Source organism: Archangium lansingense, from assembly GCF_026626635.1.
Taxonomy (GTDB): Bacteria; Myxococcota; Myxococcia; order Myxococcales; family Myxococcaceae; genus Archangium; species Archangium lansingense.
On sequence record NZ_JAPNKA010000001.1, the window covers coordinates 8,080,231 to 8,097,351 of the forward strand.

General features: G+C 67.6%; 17 protein-coding genes. 13 read left to right on the forward strand and 4 right to left on the reverse strand.

The features are described from left to right. Window positions 1-6: 6 nt before the first annotated feature. Complete coding sequence (locus OV287_RS32245; protein ID WP_267537880.1) at window positions 7-396, reverse strand: hypothetical protein; 390 nt, start codon at window positions 394-396, stop codon at window positions 7-9. Window positions 397-488: 92 nt separating this feature from the next. Between OV287_RS32245 and thiS the strand changes: the two genes are divergently transcribed. Genes thiS through OV287_RS32260 form a run of 3 tightly spaced genes read left to right on the forward strand, consistent with a single transcriptional unit; the run spans window position 489 to window position 2,119 of the window. Further along, entirely contained in the window at window positions 489-689 is a 201-nt protein-coding gene (thiS, locus tag OV287_RS32250) for a sulfur carrier protein ThiS (protein ID WP_267537881.1), read from the forward strand. A 9-nt stretch (window positions 690-698) separates the two neighbouring features. Next, window positions 699-1,481: a thiazole synthase gene (locus OV287_RS32255; RefSeq protein ID WP_267537882.1), complete on the forward strand. Its 783-nt coding sequence runs from the start codon at window positions 699-701 to the stop codon at window positions 1,479-1,481. Window positions 1,482-1,495: 14 nt separating this feature from the next. Further along, on the forward strand, window positions 1,496-2,119 hold the full coding sequence (locus OV287_RS32260; RefSeq protein WP_267542447.1) for a thiamine phosphate synthase: 624 nt from the start codon (window positions 1,496-1,498) through the stop codon (window positions 2,117-2,119). 38 nt (window positions 2,120-2,157) lie between these two features. Here OV287_RS32260 and OV287_RS32265 read toward each other — a convergent pair whose 3' ends face one another. Next, a complete protein-coding gene (locus tag OV287_RS32265) occupies window positions 2,158-2,439 on the reverse strand; it encodes a DUF6289 family protein (RefSeq protein WP_267537883.1) in 282 nt (93 codons plus the stop codon). 510 nt (window positions 2,440-2,949) lie between these two features. On the opposite strand from OV287_RS32265, the gene OV287_RS32270 reads away from it, so the two are divergent. The 10 genes from OV287_RS32270 (at window position 2,950) to OV287_RS32315 (ending at window position 12,613) form a co-directional block, all read left to right on the forward strand. Next, window positions 2,950-4,848: a S8 family serine peptidase gene (locus OV287_RS32270; protein ID WP_267537884.1), complete on the forward strand. Its 1,899-nt coding sequence runs from the start codon at window positions 2,950-2,952 to the stop codon at window positions 4,846-4,848. Window positions 4,849-5,096: 248 nt separating this feature from the next. Continuing rightward, window positions 5,097-6,785 carry a clostripain-related cysteine peptidase gene (locus OV287_RS32275; protein WP_267537885.1) on the forward strand — a complete coding sequence of 563 codons (1,689 nt, stop codon included), beginning with the start codon at window positions 5,097-5,099 and terminating at the stop codon, window positions 6,783-6,785. A 25-nt stretch (window positions 6,786-6,810) separates the two neighbouring features. Continuing rightward, window positions 6,811-7,113 (forward strand): hypothetical protein, encoded by a 303-nt coding sequence (locus OV287_RS32280; RefSeq protein ID WP_267537886.1) that lies wholly within the window; start codon window positions 6,811-6,813, stop codon window positions 7,111-7,113. 102 nt (window positions 7,114-7,215) lie between these two features. Beyond that, window positions 7,216-7,584, forward strand: coding sequence for a hypothetical protein (locus OV287_RS32285; RefSeq protein ID WP_267537887.1), 369 nt, complete (start codon window positions 7,216-7,218; stop codon window positions 7,582-7,584). 71 nt (window positions 7,585-7,655) lie between these two features. Beyond that, window positions 7,656-8,294: a hypothetical protein gene (locus OV287_RS32290; RefSeq protein WP_267537888.1), complete on the forward strand. Its 639-nt coding sequence runs from the start codon at window positions 7,656-7,658 to the stop codon at window positions 8,292-8,294. 199 nt (window positions 8,295-8,493) lie between these two features. Continuing rightward, window positions 8,494-9,027 carry a hypothetical protein gene (locus OV287_RS32295; protein ID WP_267537889.1) on the forward strand — a complete coding sequence of 178 codons (534 nt, stop codon included), beginning with the start codon at window positions 8,494-8,496 and terminating at the stop codon, window positions 9,025-9,027. 181 nt (window positions 9,028-9,208) lie between these two features. Further along, complete coding sequence (locus OV287_RS32300; RefSeq protein WP_267537890.1) at window positions 9,209-9,427, forward strand: hypothetical protein; 219 nt, start codon at window positions 9,209-9,211, stop codon at window positions 9,425-9,427. 125 nt (window positions 9,428-9,552) lie between these two features. Further along, complete coding sequence (locus tag OV287_RS32305; protein WP_267537891.1) at window positions 9,553-10,566, forward strand: hypothetical protein; 1,014 nt, start codon at window positions 9,553-9,555, stop codon at window positions 10,564-10,566. Beyond that, entirely contained in the window at window positions 10,563-11,438 is an 876-nt protein-coding gene (locus OV287_RS32310; RefSeq protein WP_267537892.1) for a DUF4129 domain-containing protein, read from the forward strand. The genes OV287_RS32305 and OV287_RS32310 overlap by 4 nt, the downstream gene beginning before the upstream one ends. Next, window positions 11,435-12,613 carry a DUF4350 domain-containing protein gene (locus tag OV287_RS32315; protein ID WP_267537893.1) on the forward strand — a complete coding sequence of 393 codons (1,179 nt, stop codon included), beginning with the start codon at window positions 11,435-11,437 and terminating at the stop codon, window positions 12,611-12,613. The genes OV287_RS32310 and OV287_RS32315 overlap by 4 nt, the downstream gene beginning before the upstream one ends. A gap of 47 nt (window positions 12,614-12,660) precedes the next feature. On the opposite strand, the gene OV287_RS32320 is transcribed toward OV287_RS32315, so the two are convergent. Together OV287_RS32320 and OV287_RS32325 are read right to left on the reverse strand one after the other, a co-directional pair. Continuing rightward, a complete protein-coding gene (locus OV287_RS32320; RefSeq protein WP_267537894.1) occupies window positions 12,661-13,923 on the reverse strand; it encodes a TolC family protein in 1,263 nt (420 codons plus the stop codon). Beyond that, window positions 13,920-17,111: an efflux RND transporter permease subunit gene (locus OV287_RS32325; protein WP_267537895.1), complete on the reverse strand. Its 3,192-nt coding sequence runs from the start codon at window positions 17,109-17,111 to the stop codon at window positions 13,920-13,922. The genes OV287_RS32320 and OV287_RS32325 overlap by 4 nt, the downstream gene beginning before the upstream one ends. Window positions 17,112-17,121: the final 10 nt, after the last annotated feature.

Consider the following 17,121-nt stretch of genomic DNA (forward strand, 5'->3'; position numbering starts at 1 on the left):
CAATGCTCAGAAGTGGAAGGTGAGGCTCGCCTTCTCCGCGGCGGGCTCCGGAAGCAGCTCCAGCACCAGTCCATAGACGACGGTCACCCCCGCCACGGCGTAGAGCAGGTTGGCGGTGGCGGCGTGGGTGCGAGCCCTGTCGAACGCGGCGCTGGACTCGCTCGCCGAGGACAGGGTCCGGGCACGATTGGACTCGCCCTGGGCGAGGTAGCCAAAACCCGCGCCCCCGAGGAACAACAGCCCCCCTGCAACGAAGGCATACCGGTGGCCTTGGAGGCCGGAGGCCCGCGCGGGGGCATCCGCGGCGTGGGAGGGCTCCGCGGCGGAGGCCGGCAGCCCGAGCGTCAGCACCAAGGCACAGGCCACGAGCCTGCTTCGGACGGTGAACATGCCCATGAGTATAGCCAGGGGACACTCCCGGAGTGCGCGTTGACAGCATGGAGACGCGCCTGTACTGCGTCGGGCGCCAGCAGCAGGAGCGTCGAGCCGTGACGATCTGGATCAACGGACAGGCCCGAGAGGTCCCCGAGGGAATCACCCTCACGGCGCTGCTCGCCTCATTGGAGGTGGGCGGGCCCGGAGTGGCGGTGGAGGTGAATGCGGAGGTGGTCCGCCGCGCGCGCCACCCCGAGTACCAGCTGTCCCCGCAGGATCGGGTGGAGATCGTCACCTTCGTCGGTGGCGGATAGGAGCGAGCAATGAGCGTGCAGGACAAGCCCCTGGTCATCGCGGGAGTCACCTTCCAGTCTCGCCTCATCGTGGGCACGGGGAAGTACCCCAGCCACGAGGTGATGAAGCGGTGCCACGAGGCCTCGGGCGCGGAGATGGTGACGGTGGCGGTGCGGCGGTTGGATCTCGCGGCGAAGGGCGAGGCCTCGCTGATGAACTGGATCGACCGCTCGCGCATGCGGCTGCTGCCCAACACGGCGCTCTGCTACACGGCGGACGACGCGGTACGCACCTGCCGGCTCGCCGAGGAGCTCGGCATGAGCAAGTGGGTGAAGCTGGAGGTGCTGGGCGACGAGAAGACGCTCTACCCGGATGTGGAGGAGACGCTGAAGGCGGCGCGCATCCTGGTGAAGGAGGGCTTCACGGTGCTGCCCTACACCTCGGATGACCCCATCACGGCGCGCAAGCTGGAGGACGTGGGGTGCGCGGCGGTAATGCCGCTGGCGGCGCCGATAGGCTCGGGGCTGGGCATCCGCAACCCGCACAACATCCGCCTCATCCGCGAGACGGTGAAGGTGCCAGTCATCGTGGACGCGGGCGTGGGCACGGCGTCGGACGCGGCCATCGCCATGGAGCTGGGCGTGGACGCGGTGCTGATGAACACGGCCATCGCGGGCGCGAAGGAGCCGGTGCGCATGGCGCGCGCCATGAAGCTGGCCATCGAGGCGGGCCGCGAGGCCTTCCTGTCCGGCCGGATTCCCCGCAAGGCGTACGCCTCGGCGTCCAGCCCGCTCGAGGGGCTCGTCGAGTAGTGACACCGCGGGTGATGGTCATCACCGACTGGCGCCTGCCCCGGGAGCGGCTATTGACCGCGCTGGAGCGGGCGCTGGAGGTAGGGCCCCAGGTGGCCGTGCAGCACCGTCACCCGGAGGCGCCCACGCGCCAGTTCCTGGAGGAGGCTCGGCTGCTGGCTGAGCTGTGCCGGGCGCGAGGCAATCCCCTCTTCGTCAATGGCCGGTTGGACGTGGCCCTGTTGGTGGGAGCGCACCTGCACCTGCCCGCGGCGGGCCTGACGCCGGCGGAGATCCGTCCGCACCTGCCCCCTGGACGCCAGGTGAGCGTGGCGGTGCATGACGAGCAGGAGGCGCGCCAGGCCCAAGGGGCGAATCTGGCGCTGGTGAGCCCGGTGTTCTCCCCAGGCTCGAAGCCGGAGGACACGCGGCCCACGCTGGGGCCCGAGGGTTTCCGGAAGCTGGCGGCGGCCCTGCCCTGCCCTGCCCTGGCGCTCGGAGGCCTCACGCCGGAGCGGGCCTCGCTGCTCACGGGAGCGGCTGGCTTCGCGGTCATCTCGGCGGTACTGGAGGCCGAGGATCCCGCGGCGGTTGCGAGGGCCCTGTGCGGCCTCTGCGCTGTCTCCGGCAGAGGCCCCACCGAGCATGAACCCGGGTGAGGGGGGTTGCTTCACCCGGGCCCATCACGTCCTACGGACTACTGCGCGAAACAGCCACCGCTGGAATAGTTGTAGTAGCTCGTAATGGTGCCCCACCGGACCCACACGCCACACGAGCAGCCGCGGGTGCCCACCAGCGTCGTCTTGGTCGCGTCGCTGTAATACTCGTACTCGTAGTCCTGGCCCGAGCAATCCGGCAGCTCGTCCTCGCGTACGGAGAGGTCAGCCACCTGCGTCTCGCCCAACACGGAGCCTCCGCACCCGGCCAACATCAACCCGACAGCCAGCAGCCCGCTTCCAATGAGCTTCCGTGCCTGCATGTGTTCCTCCCGTTCGGGGGTTCAGGGGTGTACGGCTTCGCCAGGATGACTTACTTGGAGAATAAGTCCCGAAATTAATCCGGACGGAGGGTGCGGGCACTCCACCGCCACCTCATCAACGGGCCCGCGGCTCCATCGTCCAACACCTCCACCGGACTCAACCAACCTCAGACATGGGCTGGCGGCGTTCCGTCCTGCGTCCAACGTGGACATGGCACCCGGGGCTTCTTGTTCCGGGCGGCCGTGTTCAGCGAAATAGCCATCACCGAGGACATACTTGGTCTGCCGCTCCCCGGAGACCTGGACAGGACGAGAGCTGGATGACTCGAGGACGGAGTCTGTTCTGTCATTGCCAGGAAAGCCGGGCGTGGCAAATCCCTGACACCATCAGCTCTTGACGAGGGAAAGAATGCCATGTTGAGCATCCGGTGCGGCGGAAAGAACGGGTATTTCTACCAACTCGTTGAACGCGAGGACCTCCTCGCGGTGAGGACGAGGAGCCGTAATCCCTTGAGCCGTACCACCCTCTCCTCCGCGGCCCTGAGAGCATTGAGCCCATTCGAGCCCGTGGTCCATTTCCGGGAGGCCGGTGTCCAGGTAATACAGAGCCGGGAAGCCCGGGGCGGCCTGCTGCGTGACGTGGCTCGCACCGTGCTGCGGGAAGAGCCGGAGATTGCCTTCGCGGGCACGGTTTTGAGCGACCCGGTCTCTGGCTCCCCGGTGCTCTACACGGAAAACTTCTTCGTGAAGTTCGACGACGGCCTTCCGGCATCGGAAGTCATGGCCCTGCTCGGGAAATACGGCCTGACCCTCAAGAGGGAGCTGGAATATGCCCGCAACGCCTATTTCCTGTCGGCTCCCGAGGGGACAGGGCAGAAGGTGTTTCAGATCGCGCATGAACTGCTGAACGAGAAGCCTGTCGACTTCTGCCACCCGGAGCTGATCCACAAGGTCAGCCACCGAGGAGTCTTCCCACAACAATGGCATCTGAGAAAAACGGACATCGATGGCAGGACTGTCGACGCCCACGCCAACATCGAGGCAGCCTGGGCCCTGAGCCAGGGAGAGGGAGTCACCATCGCCATCATCGATGACGGGGTGGACATCGACCATGAGGAGTTCTCCGGATCGGGCAAGATCGTTGCACCCCGAGATGTGACCCGGGGGACCGACGACCCCCGCCCCATTGGCGAGGACAACCACGGAACGGCGTGTGCAGGCATTGCCTGCGCGGAAGGGCGGTTCGGTGCCTGCGGAGTGGCTCCTCGGGCCCGATTGATGCCAATCCGTCTGGCCTCCGGCCTGGGGTCCCAGAATGAAGCCGATGCCTTCATCTGGGCGGCCGACCACGGGGCGGATGTGATCACCTGCTGCTGGGGTCCCGTGGAGGGAAGGTGGTGGAACCCGGACGATCCGGCACATCAACAGAACATTCCCATGCCCGATTCGACCCGCCTGGCGATTGACTACGCCATCCGGCACGGGCGCAACGGAAAGGGGTGTGTGATTTTCTGGGCAGCCGGAAACGGACGGGAGGACGTGGACCTGGATGGCTACGCCAGCTACCCGAAGGTGATTGCCGTTGCTGCCTGCAACGATTCGGGAAGGCGGAGCGTGTACAGCGACTTCGGGCGGGCCATCTGGTGCTCATTCCCGAGCAATGACTTCGCGAGCAGTCCTCCCGGGCCGCTCAACCCCTGGCCCAACACCCCGGGCATCTGGACGACGGACCGCTCTGGCGCGCAGGGCTACAACCCCGGGCGGAGTACCCGGGGTGATGCGGCGGGGAACTACACCAACAGCTTCGGCGGCACTTCCAGTGCCAGCCCCGGGGCCGCAGGGGTGGCGGCACTGGTGCTGGCGAGTAACCCCGAGCTCCGGTGGGAGCAGGTCAAGGACATCCTCAAACAGTGTTGCGACCGGATCGACCCGGAGGGTGGCGAGTACGACGCCCAGGGACACAGCCTCTATTATGGTCATGGCCGCCTCAACGCGGCGGCAGCAGTCCAGCTCGCCCATCCGCCACAGCCAGGCCGGGTGGTGGTCCAGACCGCCATCCAGGACATTCCCATCCGCGACCTGCAGACGGCCCGGCTCTCGGTGGCCGTGGCCGATTCCGACCCCATTGTCGCCGTCCGGATCGCGGTGGACCTCCAGCACACGTACATCGGGGATCTGCTCGTGACGCTCGAGCCTCCCGCGAGCACCGGTGTCTCTCCGGTGGTTCTGCACTCGCGCTCCGGCGGAAGCATGGGCCACCTCAGAAAGACATATGACGCCATCAACACCCCGGGGCTCTCTTCCTTGGAGGGCAAGAATCCCCAGGGCACATGGACATTGGTGGTACAGGACCAGGACAGACTCGATACCGGAATGCTCCGGAGCTTCTCCGTGGAATGGGTGTTCTGAATTGGCGAGCAGCCTCGAAGTCTGCCATTCGAAGACCGCCCATCCTTGTCAGGCAATACAAATGTATTCCCACCGATAGCCGATTTTTCCGGGTTGACGCAAATGATTTCATCACTAGCTTCGATCCCTAGCGGCTCTCACGCTGCCAACGATCTGAACTGAAGCGCGCCCTTCCTCGAGGTTATCGCTACTCCTATATCTATCATCCATCTGCACTTTCGCCTCTCGGACGCAGGAAAGGAATTGCCATGAATGAATGGCCAATCAGGATACTGGTGTATGGCGCAGGGGATGCAATCAATGGCGCCGGGGCGCTGGACACGCAGATCCACGCGCAGATCTCCGGACTGCTCCAGGTGGTGACGAACCCATACGTGGCGGCGGTGGCGCAACTGGATGCGGCGAACGGACCCGCCTGGCGGCTCGTCCTCGACCCGAGCGGCCGGCACCAACCCACGCAAGTGGAGGAGTTCAACACGGGGGATCCCGACACCCTGCTGCGCTTCGTGGAATGGGGCATGCACCTCATCCCCGCGAGGCGCACCATCCTGGTGCTCTCGGGGCACGGCGTCGCCTGGGAGGACGAGATGGCCCGCAAGGTGCTGGGGACGGCGACGCGGTTCGCCTCGCCGGTACAGCCGACCCAGAAGGGCGTCCGCCACCACGCCCGGCGGCTCTTCGGCCACAACATCAACATGGTGGGCAGCATGACGCGCGCCCTCCTCATCGACGGGAACAGCCGGGACTTCCTGTCGAACGCCGAGCTCGCCTCGGCCTGTGATCGGATTGCCTCCCAACTTCCCGAGGGGAAGATCGACGTCCTCGTCTTCGACGCCTGCCTGATGAGCAGCTGGGAGCTGCTGCAGGAGCTCAGCAACTCGGTGATGACGGTCGTCGCTTCAGTGGACGAGCTGTCCGCGGCGGGGGTGGACCTGGCCCGGCCAGCGCAAGCGCTGACGCAAGCCCAGGGGCAGATGGATGCCCCGAGGATCGCGGCCACCATCGCTTCGACCTTCACCCCGCAGACGGTCTTTGACAGCTGCGCGGCGATCGACTTGTCGAAGCAGGAATGGACCCTGGCGCTCAATCATTTCCATAACTTCGCCACCCGGCTGCATGCCTGGATCAGCTCCGCGCCAGGCAACAAGGAGGCCATGCGCAACGCGCTCCGGGTCGCCGCCTCGTCCCTGGTGAAATTCAAGAGCGGAGGCCTGGCGGATGCCTCCGCACTGGCCCAGGCGGTGGGGGCCATGCCGGGAGTGCCCCCGGAGTGTGTCCAGAGCATCAACGCCGCGGTCGCCGCGGCAGGCGCATGCGTCATGGGGAAGAAGGTCGGCCGGAACTACCAGAGGGCGATGGGACTGTCGCTCTTCGCACCCGACTCGGACACGGTCTACAACACCAACCGCCCCGATTACCTGCGGCTCCAGTTCCCCAACGTGACGGGCTGGGGGTCAGTGCTGGACGCGGTGTACGGCAGGGAGAACGTCTTCACGCGCTTCCTCCAGCCCGCCATCCCGCCCACCCGTGGGGTGGAGGGGGTCTCGGCGCCGCCCTCGGCCCCCCAACCGACGATGGGAGGCGCGGCGCAGCCCCCTACTTCCCAGCCGACAATGGGAGGCGCGGCGCCGCCCTCAGCCTCCCAACCGATGATGGGAGGCGCAGTGCCGCCCTCGGCCCCCCAGCCGGAGGAGGCAGCCCCGATGACCGAGTTCTTCGTCGCGGTGCGGGGGATAGAGCTCGACCCGGACATGAGAGAAGGCATCGAGGAGGCGATCCGCAGCGTGGTGCTCCGGGTATTGGGCAACGCTGAACTGGGGGGGGACCTGCACATCTCCTCCCTGAAGAAGTTCGCCAAGACGCAAGGGATTGAGCTCCCACAGGACGGCGTGACGGGGATCGTCGTGCAGGCCGGTGAGGATCAGAAGCTTCACTGATCGCCGTCTCGCAAGGAGATACAGCATGAAACGACAAGCACATGAGGCGACGCCGCCAGCAGCGAAGATCTCTCGGGAGGCGGCGTCGCCCGCGGCCGCGGGACAGGTGGAGTTCCGCGTCGTACTTCGCGGCGTGAAACTCGATCCATCCACGGAGAAGGCTTTCGGCCAGGAGCTCCGCATCGCCGTCCTGCAGCAGCTTTCCCAGCTCGAGCACGACGAGGAGCTCCACGCCACCGCCTTCGGGGAGCAGCCCGAGGCGCGCCCGCTGGTGAGCAAGACAAGCCGGCTCCTGGGGACGATCGTCACGAGCACGGAGGCGAGCTGAGTGGCAACGCGATTCACCGAGAGGAACACCCCAATGGCAAACCCTTTCTCTTTCTGGCCGTACGGATCTCCCGGGGGACCCGTGCCGAGGGATCCGACCCCCATGAACGTCCACCCAGGGATGGCTCGGAACCTGGGGCCGATGCAGCCGCTCTCGCCGAGCGACTTCCACGACCTGGGCCCGGGGGGACCGACCCAGACGCCCGCCCTGCCCCTGCAGTGGGGCGGGCCGGGAGCCCAGGAGCGCGCCAGCCTCTCGCCACAGGAGAAGGCGGTGCTGAGGCACATGGTGGACATTCTCAAACAGGGGCGCGAGCCGATGGCCTCGGGAATGCTCGACGAGCTGGATCTCCAGCGGCTGACGGCAGCGCACGCGTACATCTCCGGCTTCCTGGAAGCCCGGGGGCTGGGTGAGTTGGGAGCGTTCCTCGGGACGATTCCGCCACCGTCCGGGAGCACCGCCGGCACCTGAAGCAGGGGCACGGTCCATCCCAGCAGCACATCTTCACCAGGCAGTACCAACACCAACACAGGAGGCAGGTCATGGCTCAAAGCAGAGGACCCCAGGTGTTTGCTCCGCCGAATCCGTATTACTGGCAGCAGCAGCAGAACTGGGGTGGGCAGGTAGGGACGCGCGGCGTCGGAGGGCAGCAGGGGCAGCCGCTCTCGCCGGAGGACTTCGGCGCCCCGGGCCAGCCTGGCGTCCAGGGGCAGCCCGGTGTCGGCTTCCAGGGCCAGCAGCCCGGTGTCGGCGTCCAGGGCCAGATGGGGCCGCAGCAGGGCGTCGGCATGCCCGAGCAGGTGCCGGTGAACCTCTCGCCACAAGAGAAGGAGGCGCTCCGGGGCGCGCTGGACATCCTCAAGGAGGGGCGCGCGGCACTGGCTATGGGCTCCCTCGAAGGGCCGGTGGCTCAGCGGGTGACGGCGGCGCACGCCTACGTCTCCGGCTTCCTGGAGGCCAGAGGGATTGGGGAGTTGGGCGGCTACGTCTCGACGATCCCGCCGGTGTCCACCCGCGGCTCCGCCATCGACGACCCGGAGTACGACCAGATGATCGACGAGTTCGATGGCTTCCTGGGCAACGATACCCAGACCCGCTTCCCCCCCATCTTGCCGATCATCCAGGGAGGCATCCTGGCCTACAAGGGCTACAAGTTTGGCAAGAAGAAGAAGTGGTGGTGACAGCGGCCCTTCTCCCTCCTCGTTTCAAACCCTCTCCGAGCACTCCCGAGCAGAGGGGAGTGCTCGCGGACGACGCTGTACCAACCACAAGAGGTGACACATGGCAGTCAATAGAAGAATCCGGTCCTCAGTCCCACAGACCTACCCGTACTACGCGTCACAGGTGCCGCCGTGGCAGCAGCAGCCCTGGGATGGGCAGATGGGAACGCGTGGCGCTGGGGGAGCGCAGGGGCAGCAGCCCGGTGTCGGCTTCCAGGGCCAGCAGCCCGGTGTCGGCTTCCAGGGCCAGGTGGGGCCGCAGCAGGGCGTCGGCATGACCCAGCCTGGTGACATCAACGCCCAGGAGAAGATGGTGCTCCGGGGCGTGCTGGACATCCTCAAGGAGTGTCGTGTGGCGCTGACCAGGGGCGCCGACGATGAGATGGATGAGCTGATGGAGCAGCGCCAGACGGCGGCCCAGGCCTACCTCTCCGGCTTCCTGGAGGCCAAGGGGCAGCAGGAGGTGGGCGGCTACCTCTCGACGATTCCTCCGCTCTCCACCCGTGGCGTCGCGGATGACGGGGAGTACGACGACATGATCGACGACCTCGAGGGATTGCTGAACGACGAGACCCGCGGTTTCTGGTCCGTGGCGGCGCCGATAATCTGGGATGCAGCCAAAATCGCAGCGAGGTCGAAGACCGGCCAGGAGATCGGGCGGAAGGTCAAGGGCCGGCTCAAGCGCTTTTTCTGACGGCGGCTCGAGGAACGGGCTGGTGCAACAGGCCGTTTCCCCCTGCCCCTCCCGCGCGCCAGCGGCACGCGAAGATGTCCAGCGCAACGACTGGACGGCCCCCGCCCTCTCCAAGAGAGGGCGGGGGCCTTGCCCTCATCCTCATTTCAAACCCTATCCAGGCTCTCTCGAGCAGTGGGAAGTGCTCGCTGACGTCGCTGAACCGCCAGAACAGGTGGTGGGCGGCTACCTCTCGACGATTCCTCCGCTGTCCACTCGCGGCGTCGTGGATGACGGTGAGTCCGACGAGCTGCTCGACGACCTCGAGGGATTGCTGAGCGACGAGTCCCAGACCCGCTTCATTGGCCTCCCAATCCGCGTGGGCCGGTGGCTCTGGCGAGAGGCCAAGAAGCGGTTCTGACGGCAGTGGCCAGGCCAGCAGCCTGGCGGCGATTTCCAGGGGGCTTCCAGGGTCAGGTGGGACCGCGCTGGGCGGCTCCAAGGGGTCTTCCCCAATGACTCAGTGCCGCGGGTATGCTGCGGCCCGTGAGCACTCCCCCCTCAGATCTGCGTCCCCTGGCGCTCGGTGAGATCATCGATCGCGCGGCCACCTTCTGGCGCAAACACCTCAAGACGCTGTTCCTGCTGAGCCTCGGCTTCAACCTGGTCTCCTACATCCTGACCAAGACCCTGCAGCTGTCGGCGCAGCGGAACCTCGTGGCGCTCCAGGCGGCGGCACAGGGGGGAGACATGGCGGGATTCGGAGGGGAATACGCCCGGTTCCTGCTGATGCTGACTGGGACGCTGCTCGTGACCTTCTGGGTCTACTCCCTGAACACCCTGGCGGTGTCCCGGTACGTGGTGCCCACGCAGCTCGGGGAACCGGTGCGTCCGGCGGACGGGATACAGCGCGCGCTGAAGCGGGTGGGCGCGTTCACCGGAGCCTACCTGCTCTCCCTGTTGTGGATGGTGGGCGCCATCCTGCTGATGATGCTGCCCGGCGTGGTGTTGAGCGGCGTCGGCGGCGCCATCGTGTTCAGCACGGAAGGACCCATCTCGGGCGTACGGGTGCTCGGATGGATCCTGCTGTTCGGAGGCCTCCTCCTGGCGGGACTGGGAATCGTGGGCGGACTGCTCTGGTACCTGCTGCGCTTCTCGCTGCTGGCGCCGGTGATGGCCATGGAAGAGCTTCCCTCGGTGGGCTCCTTCCGGCGCTCGGGAGCCCTGCTCTCGGGGCGGGTGGCACCGGGCTTCATCGGGCGCGTCTCGGTGCGGGCGATGATCCTCGTCACCGTGGTGTCGCTCATCCTGATCGCCGTGAGCGTCCTGTGTGGAATGCCCGCGATGATCCTCCAGCTCATCCATAGCAACCCGCTCGATCCGGTGGCCGCTGCGGCCAACCCGGTGCCGCAGTCGCTCCTCGTGCCCGCGGAGCTGCTGCAGGTGCTGGGACAGGCGGTGTTCAATCCGCTGGGGCTCGTTGTCTACTCGATGCTCTACCTGGACATGCGCGTGCGCCGAGAGGGCCTGGATCTCGAAAGGCGCCTGGAGGCGCAATGATGACCGGGCTGGCGCTGCTGTGGCTCGCGGCCTTGCCCTGCGAGAGCGTCCCGCGCGAGCTGCAACAGCTCGCCGTGCTGGCCCGCGGGGAGCCGGCAGCGATGGAAGCGCACCTCGAGGCGCTGGAGCCACGCTGGGAGGGCCTGCCCCTGCGCTCGCCCGAAGATGAGACCCCCTCGGCACGGGCGGAGACGGCGACGCGCCGCATCCAGGCGGCCTGCGCGCCACCCGAGCCGGCACCGGAAGCCCAGCCCTCGACGGCTGACCCGGCCCGGCTCCAGGAGATCCTCTCGCGGCCCGAGTTCGCCCTGGCGAGGCAGCGCCAGGGCGACGTGCTCCAGCGACTCATGCGGGAGCTGAAGGCGCTGCTGGAGGAGCTGCTGCAAACGCGGGAGGCGCAGAGCTTCGCGACGGGAACGCGGACGCTGGTGCTGGTGCTGGGCTTCGCGGTGGTGCTCTTCGCGATGCTGCGCCTGCGCCATTGGCGAAGGGGTCCGGCGCACCGTGGTGGAGGCACTGAGACGGGCGCAACGGCACTGGAGCTCGACTCCCCGGGTGAGCACCTGGAGCGGGCGCGGACGGCCCTGGGAGCCCGGCCGCGTGAGGCCATCCGGGAGGGGCTGCTGGCGCTGCTGTCCTCGCTGGAGGCAAAGCGGCTGGCGAGGCCGGATCGGGTGAAGACGAACCGCGAGTTGGTGGGCGAGCTGCCCGCGCGGGGAGCCTCCGCACAGCTCACGGGAGAAGTGGAGCGGTTGGTGCGCTGGTACGACCGGGCCTTCTACTCGCTCGAGCCGGTGCCTCCGGAGGACGCGGCGCGTTTCGTGGACGAGGTGGAGCGGCTACACCAGGGGCTGGCGGGAGCGATGGCATGAGGGGCTCGCGGACGACCGTCATCTATGGCGTGCTGGTGGCGCTGGCGTTGGGGTTGGGGCTCGCGGTGAACCAATCCCCGCCCCTGTCAGTGGTGCCCTCGGTGGACAACCCGGGCCCCCTGGGCCTGCGAGCGCTGTACCTGTACCTCCAGGAGCCGGGCGCACCGGTATCAGCCCTGCGGGAGGCGCTCGACGGGCCGGGGCTCACCGAGAGCATCCGGACGGTGGTGGTGGCAGCACCGTCGGGGCGCCCGATGGCGGAAAGTGAAGCCGAGGCGCTGCGGAGCTGGGTCTCCCAAGGAGGGACGCTCGTCTACCTGGCGTCGAGGAATGCGAAGGCGCGGGAGCCCCACCTGGAGACCTGGCTGCAGCTCTCGGAGGGCCCAATGCTGGAACCCTCTTCGGAGGGCCTGCCACCCGGGGAGAGGGATCTCGCGGGGACCACGGTTCGGGTCTGGGTGCCGGTGGGCGCAGCGCGGGGCCTGGAGCGGCTGCGCGTGTCGCTGGACCGGGGCATCACGGTAGGACGACCGGAAGCGGTACCCCTCGCGGGGGCCAAGGGCGCGGCGGTGCTATGGCGGATGCCAGAGGGACGCGGCGAGGTGTATGTGCTGGCGGGAACGGACCTCGCGGAGAACCGGAGGCTGGAGCTGCTGGACAACCTGCGCTTCTGGGATGCGCTGGCAGCACGCGGGCCGCTCGCCTTCGACGAGTACCACCACGGCACGGCACCGAAGCAGGAGCCGCCATCGGCCCGGGGCTTGTGGGTCTTCGTCGCCCAGGGCCTACTGGTGGGGCTGTTCTACGCGGTGTCGCGAGGGACGCGCTTCGGGCCACCCCGGCCGCTGGTGGTGGAGAAGCACCGCTCGGCGCTGGAGTACGTGCGCTCCCTTGGATGGCTGGCTCGGCGCTCGAAGGTGGAACGGGAGTTGGTGCCCGAGCTGGCGCGGCAGTTGCGGCGACACATGCACGAGCGGCTCGGCATCCCCCTCACCCTGCCGGAGGACGAGGCAGCGCGGATGCTGGAGCAGACCTGCGGGTTGCCGGCAGCGGACTACCTGGCCGCGAGGGAGGATCTGGTACGCACCATGGAGCAGCGCGACATCCGCCCCTCGGACTACGCGAGGCTGGCGCGCCAGTACGCGCGCTTCGAGAACCTCCTCACGGGCCGCTAACACAACACAGGGTGCCCTCTCCTCTGGGAGAGGGCACCTCGCGGCACCTACTCCTTCTTGGCCTCGAAGAAGCCAGCGGCGCGCAGCAGCCGGAGGGCCGCTACGGACGTCTGCAGGCGCTCGGAGATGGCACCCACCTCGGAGCTCGTCAGCGCGGAGTTGGCGTCCGCCACCTCGAGATAGGTGGCCACGCCCGCCTTGAAGCTGATCTCCGTGAGACGCTGCGTCTCACGCGCCAGCCCCAGGGCCTCCTCGGCCTTGGTGAGGTTGGCCTGGGCGTTCTCGTAGTCCAGCCGGGCGCGAGAGACCTCCTCCACAGTGCGAGCCTCCGCCTGCTTCTGCTGGGCCGATGCCTCGGCCACGCGGGCGGACTCCTCGCGCAGGTTGATCTCCCGGATACCGCCGTCCCACAGCGTCCACTGGGCAAGGATCGACACCAGCCACGTGTCGTTCTGCCCCGCGAAGCCCGCGGCGTTGCTGATCCGGTACGTGCCGGCGAGCGACACGTTGGGCAGGTACGAGAACCACACGCCATTCTTGCGACCCAGCGCCAGGTCCAGGTTGCGCCGCGCGGCGGCCACGTCCGGCCGCTGCTCCAGCGCCTGCTTCACGAGGTCTCCCTCCGTCGGCACCTGCGGCACCGGCGGCAGCTCCAGGGTGAAGTCCGAGTCCCGCTGGATGAGCGTGGCCAGCGCCAGCCGTGCGGAGGCGAAGGCGTTGCGGGCCCGCACCAGGTCCTGCTCGGCGCGCGTCCGGTCGAGCTGCGAGCGGAGGAGCGCCACCTTCGTCACCGTGCCCGCATCGAAGCGCTTCTGCGTATCCGCCTCACGCGACTTGTTCACGTCCAGCAGGAACTGCGTGGCGCGAATGGCCTCCTGGAGGCTCGCGGCGCTGAAGTAGGCCGCGGCCACGCTGAAGAGGATCTCCCGCCGCACGTTCTCCGTGTTCAGCTCCGCCACATCCTCGGCGATGCCCGCGTTGTGGATGGCCGGCCACAACGACGGCGAGATGAGCGCCTGCCGCAAGTCCGCCTGGGCCCCGAGCTGGTTGAACGGCTGGATGACGATCTGCGGCCCACCCGGCAACGCCACGACCGCTTCATTGGAGTTGCGGCTGTAGCTGCCGCTCACCGTCACGGTGGGCAGGTAGCCGGCCCACGCCCTGTTGGACAGGAGCCGGGACTGCTCCAGCCGGGCTTGAGCCACCTTCAGGTCCAGGTTGTCCTTGCGAGCCGCTTCGAGCGCCTCGTTCAGGGTGAGCACCGGGGTCGCGGCGCTCACCGTCAGCGTCACTGCGAGCAGGGCAATCATGCTGCCTCCGAGTCATGTGCCGGGCGCAGCTCCGCGAGCGTGTCGCCCCCGTAGGCACGGGCCACCTCGGCCTCACCCGTCTCCTCGGGCGAGCGCTTGGAGGCGAACTTGCGATTGAACCAGGCCGACGCGTCATCGAACAGCGAGTACGCCACCGGCGTCACCAGCAGGGTGAGCACCAGCGACAGCGTCTGGCCACCCACCACCACGCCGGCCGTAGCCTGGTTGAAGCTCGCGCCCACGCCCTTGGACATCAACAGCGGAATCATGCCCGCCACGAACGACAGCGTGGTCATGAGGATGGGACGCAACCGGTCCTTGCTGCCGTGGACGATGGCCTCCAGCCGAGGCATGCCCTCGCGGCGTAGCTGGTTGGTGTGATCGATCTGCAGAATCGAGTTCTTCTTCACCACGCCGAAGAGCACCAGCAGACCGAGCATCGAGTACATGTCGAGCGCCTGCTTGAAGACCAGCAGGGAGATCAACGCGAACGGCACGGTGAGTGGCAGGGACAGGAGGATGGTGATGGGGTGGATCCACGACTCGAACTGCGCGGCGAGGATCAGGTACATGAAGATGAAGGCCAGGCCGAAGGCCAGGGCGAAGTTGCCCACCGTGCGGCCGATCTCGCGGGACTGACCCGCGGGCCTCGCCGCGTAGCCGGACGGCAGCTTCGACTCCGCGATGATCTTGTCGAACTTCTCCACGATCTGACCCGTGCTCACGCCGGGGGCCGTGTTGGCGGTGATCATGATCTGCCGCTGGCGGTTCATGCGGCTGATCTGCGAGGGGCCTTCCTCGCGCTGCAGGTTCACCACGTCCGACAGGGGCACGGCGCCGAGCCGGGCCGAGGGCACGGTGATCTGCCCGAGGTCCTCGATGCTCGCGCGAGCGGAGGGCTCGGCTCGCAACCGCACGTCGTACAGGTTGCCATTCTCCACGTAGGTGGACACATCGAAGCCACCCACCAGCATCTGCAGGGTGCTGGCCACATCGGGAACCTGCACGCCGAGATCCGCGGCGCGCGAACGGTCGATGTACGCGCTCACCTCGGGCTTGCCGATGATGAGGTTGGTGTCCGCGTCCACCACGCCGGGCACCTGCTTGAGCTTCTGCAGCAGCATCGTGGCCTGCTTGCCCAGCTCGTCGAACTCGGGACCCGTCACCACGTACTGGACCGCCGCCTGCGAGCCGGCACCGCCGAAGAGCGGTGCGTTGGACACGCTCACCCGGTACTCCTTGGGCATCTTGGAGGTGATCTCCCGACGCACCTTGTCCATGAGTTCGTCCTGGGTGGCCACGCGCTGATCCGGGTTGACGATCTTCACGAAGATGCCGGCCACGTTGGGCGTCTTGTCCGCGCCCTCGCCGATGGTGACGAGCGTGGAGGTCACCTCCGGGATCTTCTCGCGAATCTCGCGCGCGACCCGCTCGGTCACCAGGAGGGTGGAGTCCAGACTGGTGCCCTCCGGCATGCGGACGCTCACCTGGAACTGGGCCTCGTCGCTCTTGGGGAGGAAGCCCTTGGGGACGGCGCCCATGAGGGGGCCGCACGAGCCGAGCGTCACCACGGAGGCCACGACGGCCACCCAGCGGTGCGCCATCACCCAGCGCAGGGCGCGCTCATAGGCCCGCTCCATGGGCAGGTAGACGACGTCGGTGGCGCGCTCCAGCAGGGGCTTGCGGTGCTCGCCGCCGTGTGCGGGGGCCGCGGCGCCCAGCCAGCGGGCGCACAGCATGGGCGTGAGGGTGAAGGACACCAGCAGCGACACGGCGATGGAGGCACCCATCGTCAGGCCGAAGCTGCTCAGGAAGCGCCCGGGCATACCGCCCATGAAGGCCACCGGCAGGAACACCGCGAGCAGCGACAAGGTGGTGGCGAGCACCGCCAGGCCGATCTCCTTGGTGGCCAGGATGGCGGCCGGGAAGGGCTTGAGCTTCTTCTCGTGGATGAAGCGGTGGATGTTCTCCAGCACCACGATGGCGTCGTCGATGACGATACCCACCGCCAGCGCGAGCGCCAGCAGACTGATGCTGTTGAGGTTGAGGTCCAGGTACTTCATCACCGCGAAGGTGCCGATGATGGACGTGGGAATGGCGAGCGCGGCGATGATGGTGCTGCGCCAGCTTCCGAGGAACAACAACACCACCAGCGCGGCGAAGAGGCCACCCAGCAGCAGGTGCTCCTGCACCGCGTGGACGGCGGTGAGGGTGGTCTCCGAGTTGTCGCGCACCACCTCCAGCGAGTAGCCCGGCGGCAGGGTCGAGTTCAGCTCCGTCACACGCCGGCGCACCTCCGCCACGAGCGACACGGTGTTCTCACCGGACTGCTTGCGGATGGACAGCAGCACCGCGGACTTGCCGTCGCGCACGGCGGCCGTCTCCGGCTCCTGCTCACCATCCTCCACCCGGGCCACGTCCTTCACGCGAAGGATGTGGCCATTGCTCTCGCGCAGCACGAGATTGCCCAGCTCCTCCACGCTGGTGACACGCCCGCGCAGACGCAGGGTGAAGCGCTGCGGGCCGGTCTCGATGCTGCCACCAGGCAGCGACATGTTCTGCCCGGCCAGCGCGGCCTGCAGCTGGCCCGCGCTCACGCCCGCCGCCCGCATCTTCGCCGGGTCCATCCACACGTTCACCTGGCGCTTGCGGCCACCGACGATCGTCACCTGGCCCACGCCCGGCACCGTCTCCAGCCTCCGGCGCAGCACGCGGTCCGCGTACTCGGTGAGCTCCCGCACCGGCTGCTCCGCCTGCACGGACAGGATGATGACCGGCACGGAGTCCGGATCGAACTTCTGCACCAGCGGCGTCTCGGCGTCCCGCGGCAGTTCGTAGAGGATCTGATTGATGCGGTCGCGCACCTCCTGCACGGCCACATCCACGTCCTTCTCCAGGACGAACGTAATGATCACCGTGCTCACACCCTCGGAGGTGGTGGAGTTCATCTCGTCGATGCCGGAGATGGTGTTGACCGCCTCCTCCACCTTCTCCGTGATGTCGATCTCCATCTCCTCGGGAGCGGCACCCCGCATGACCGTGTTGACCACCACGACCGGGAAATCCACCTTCGGGAAACGATCGACGTTGAGCTTGAGGTAGCCGGCACCGCCGACCACGCAGATCAACAGGATGAGCACCGACGCGAAGACGGGCTTACGGACACAAATACTCGCGAGCCATTGCATGTGAGGTGCC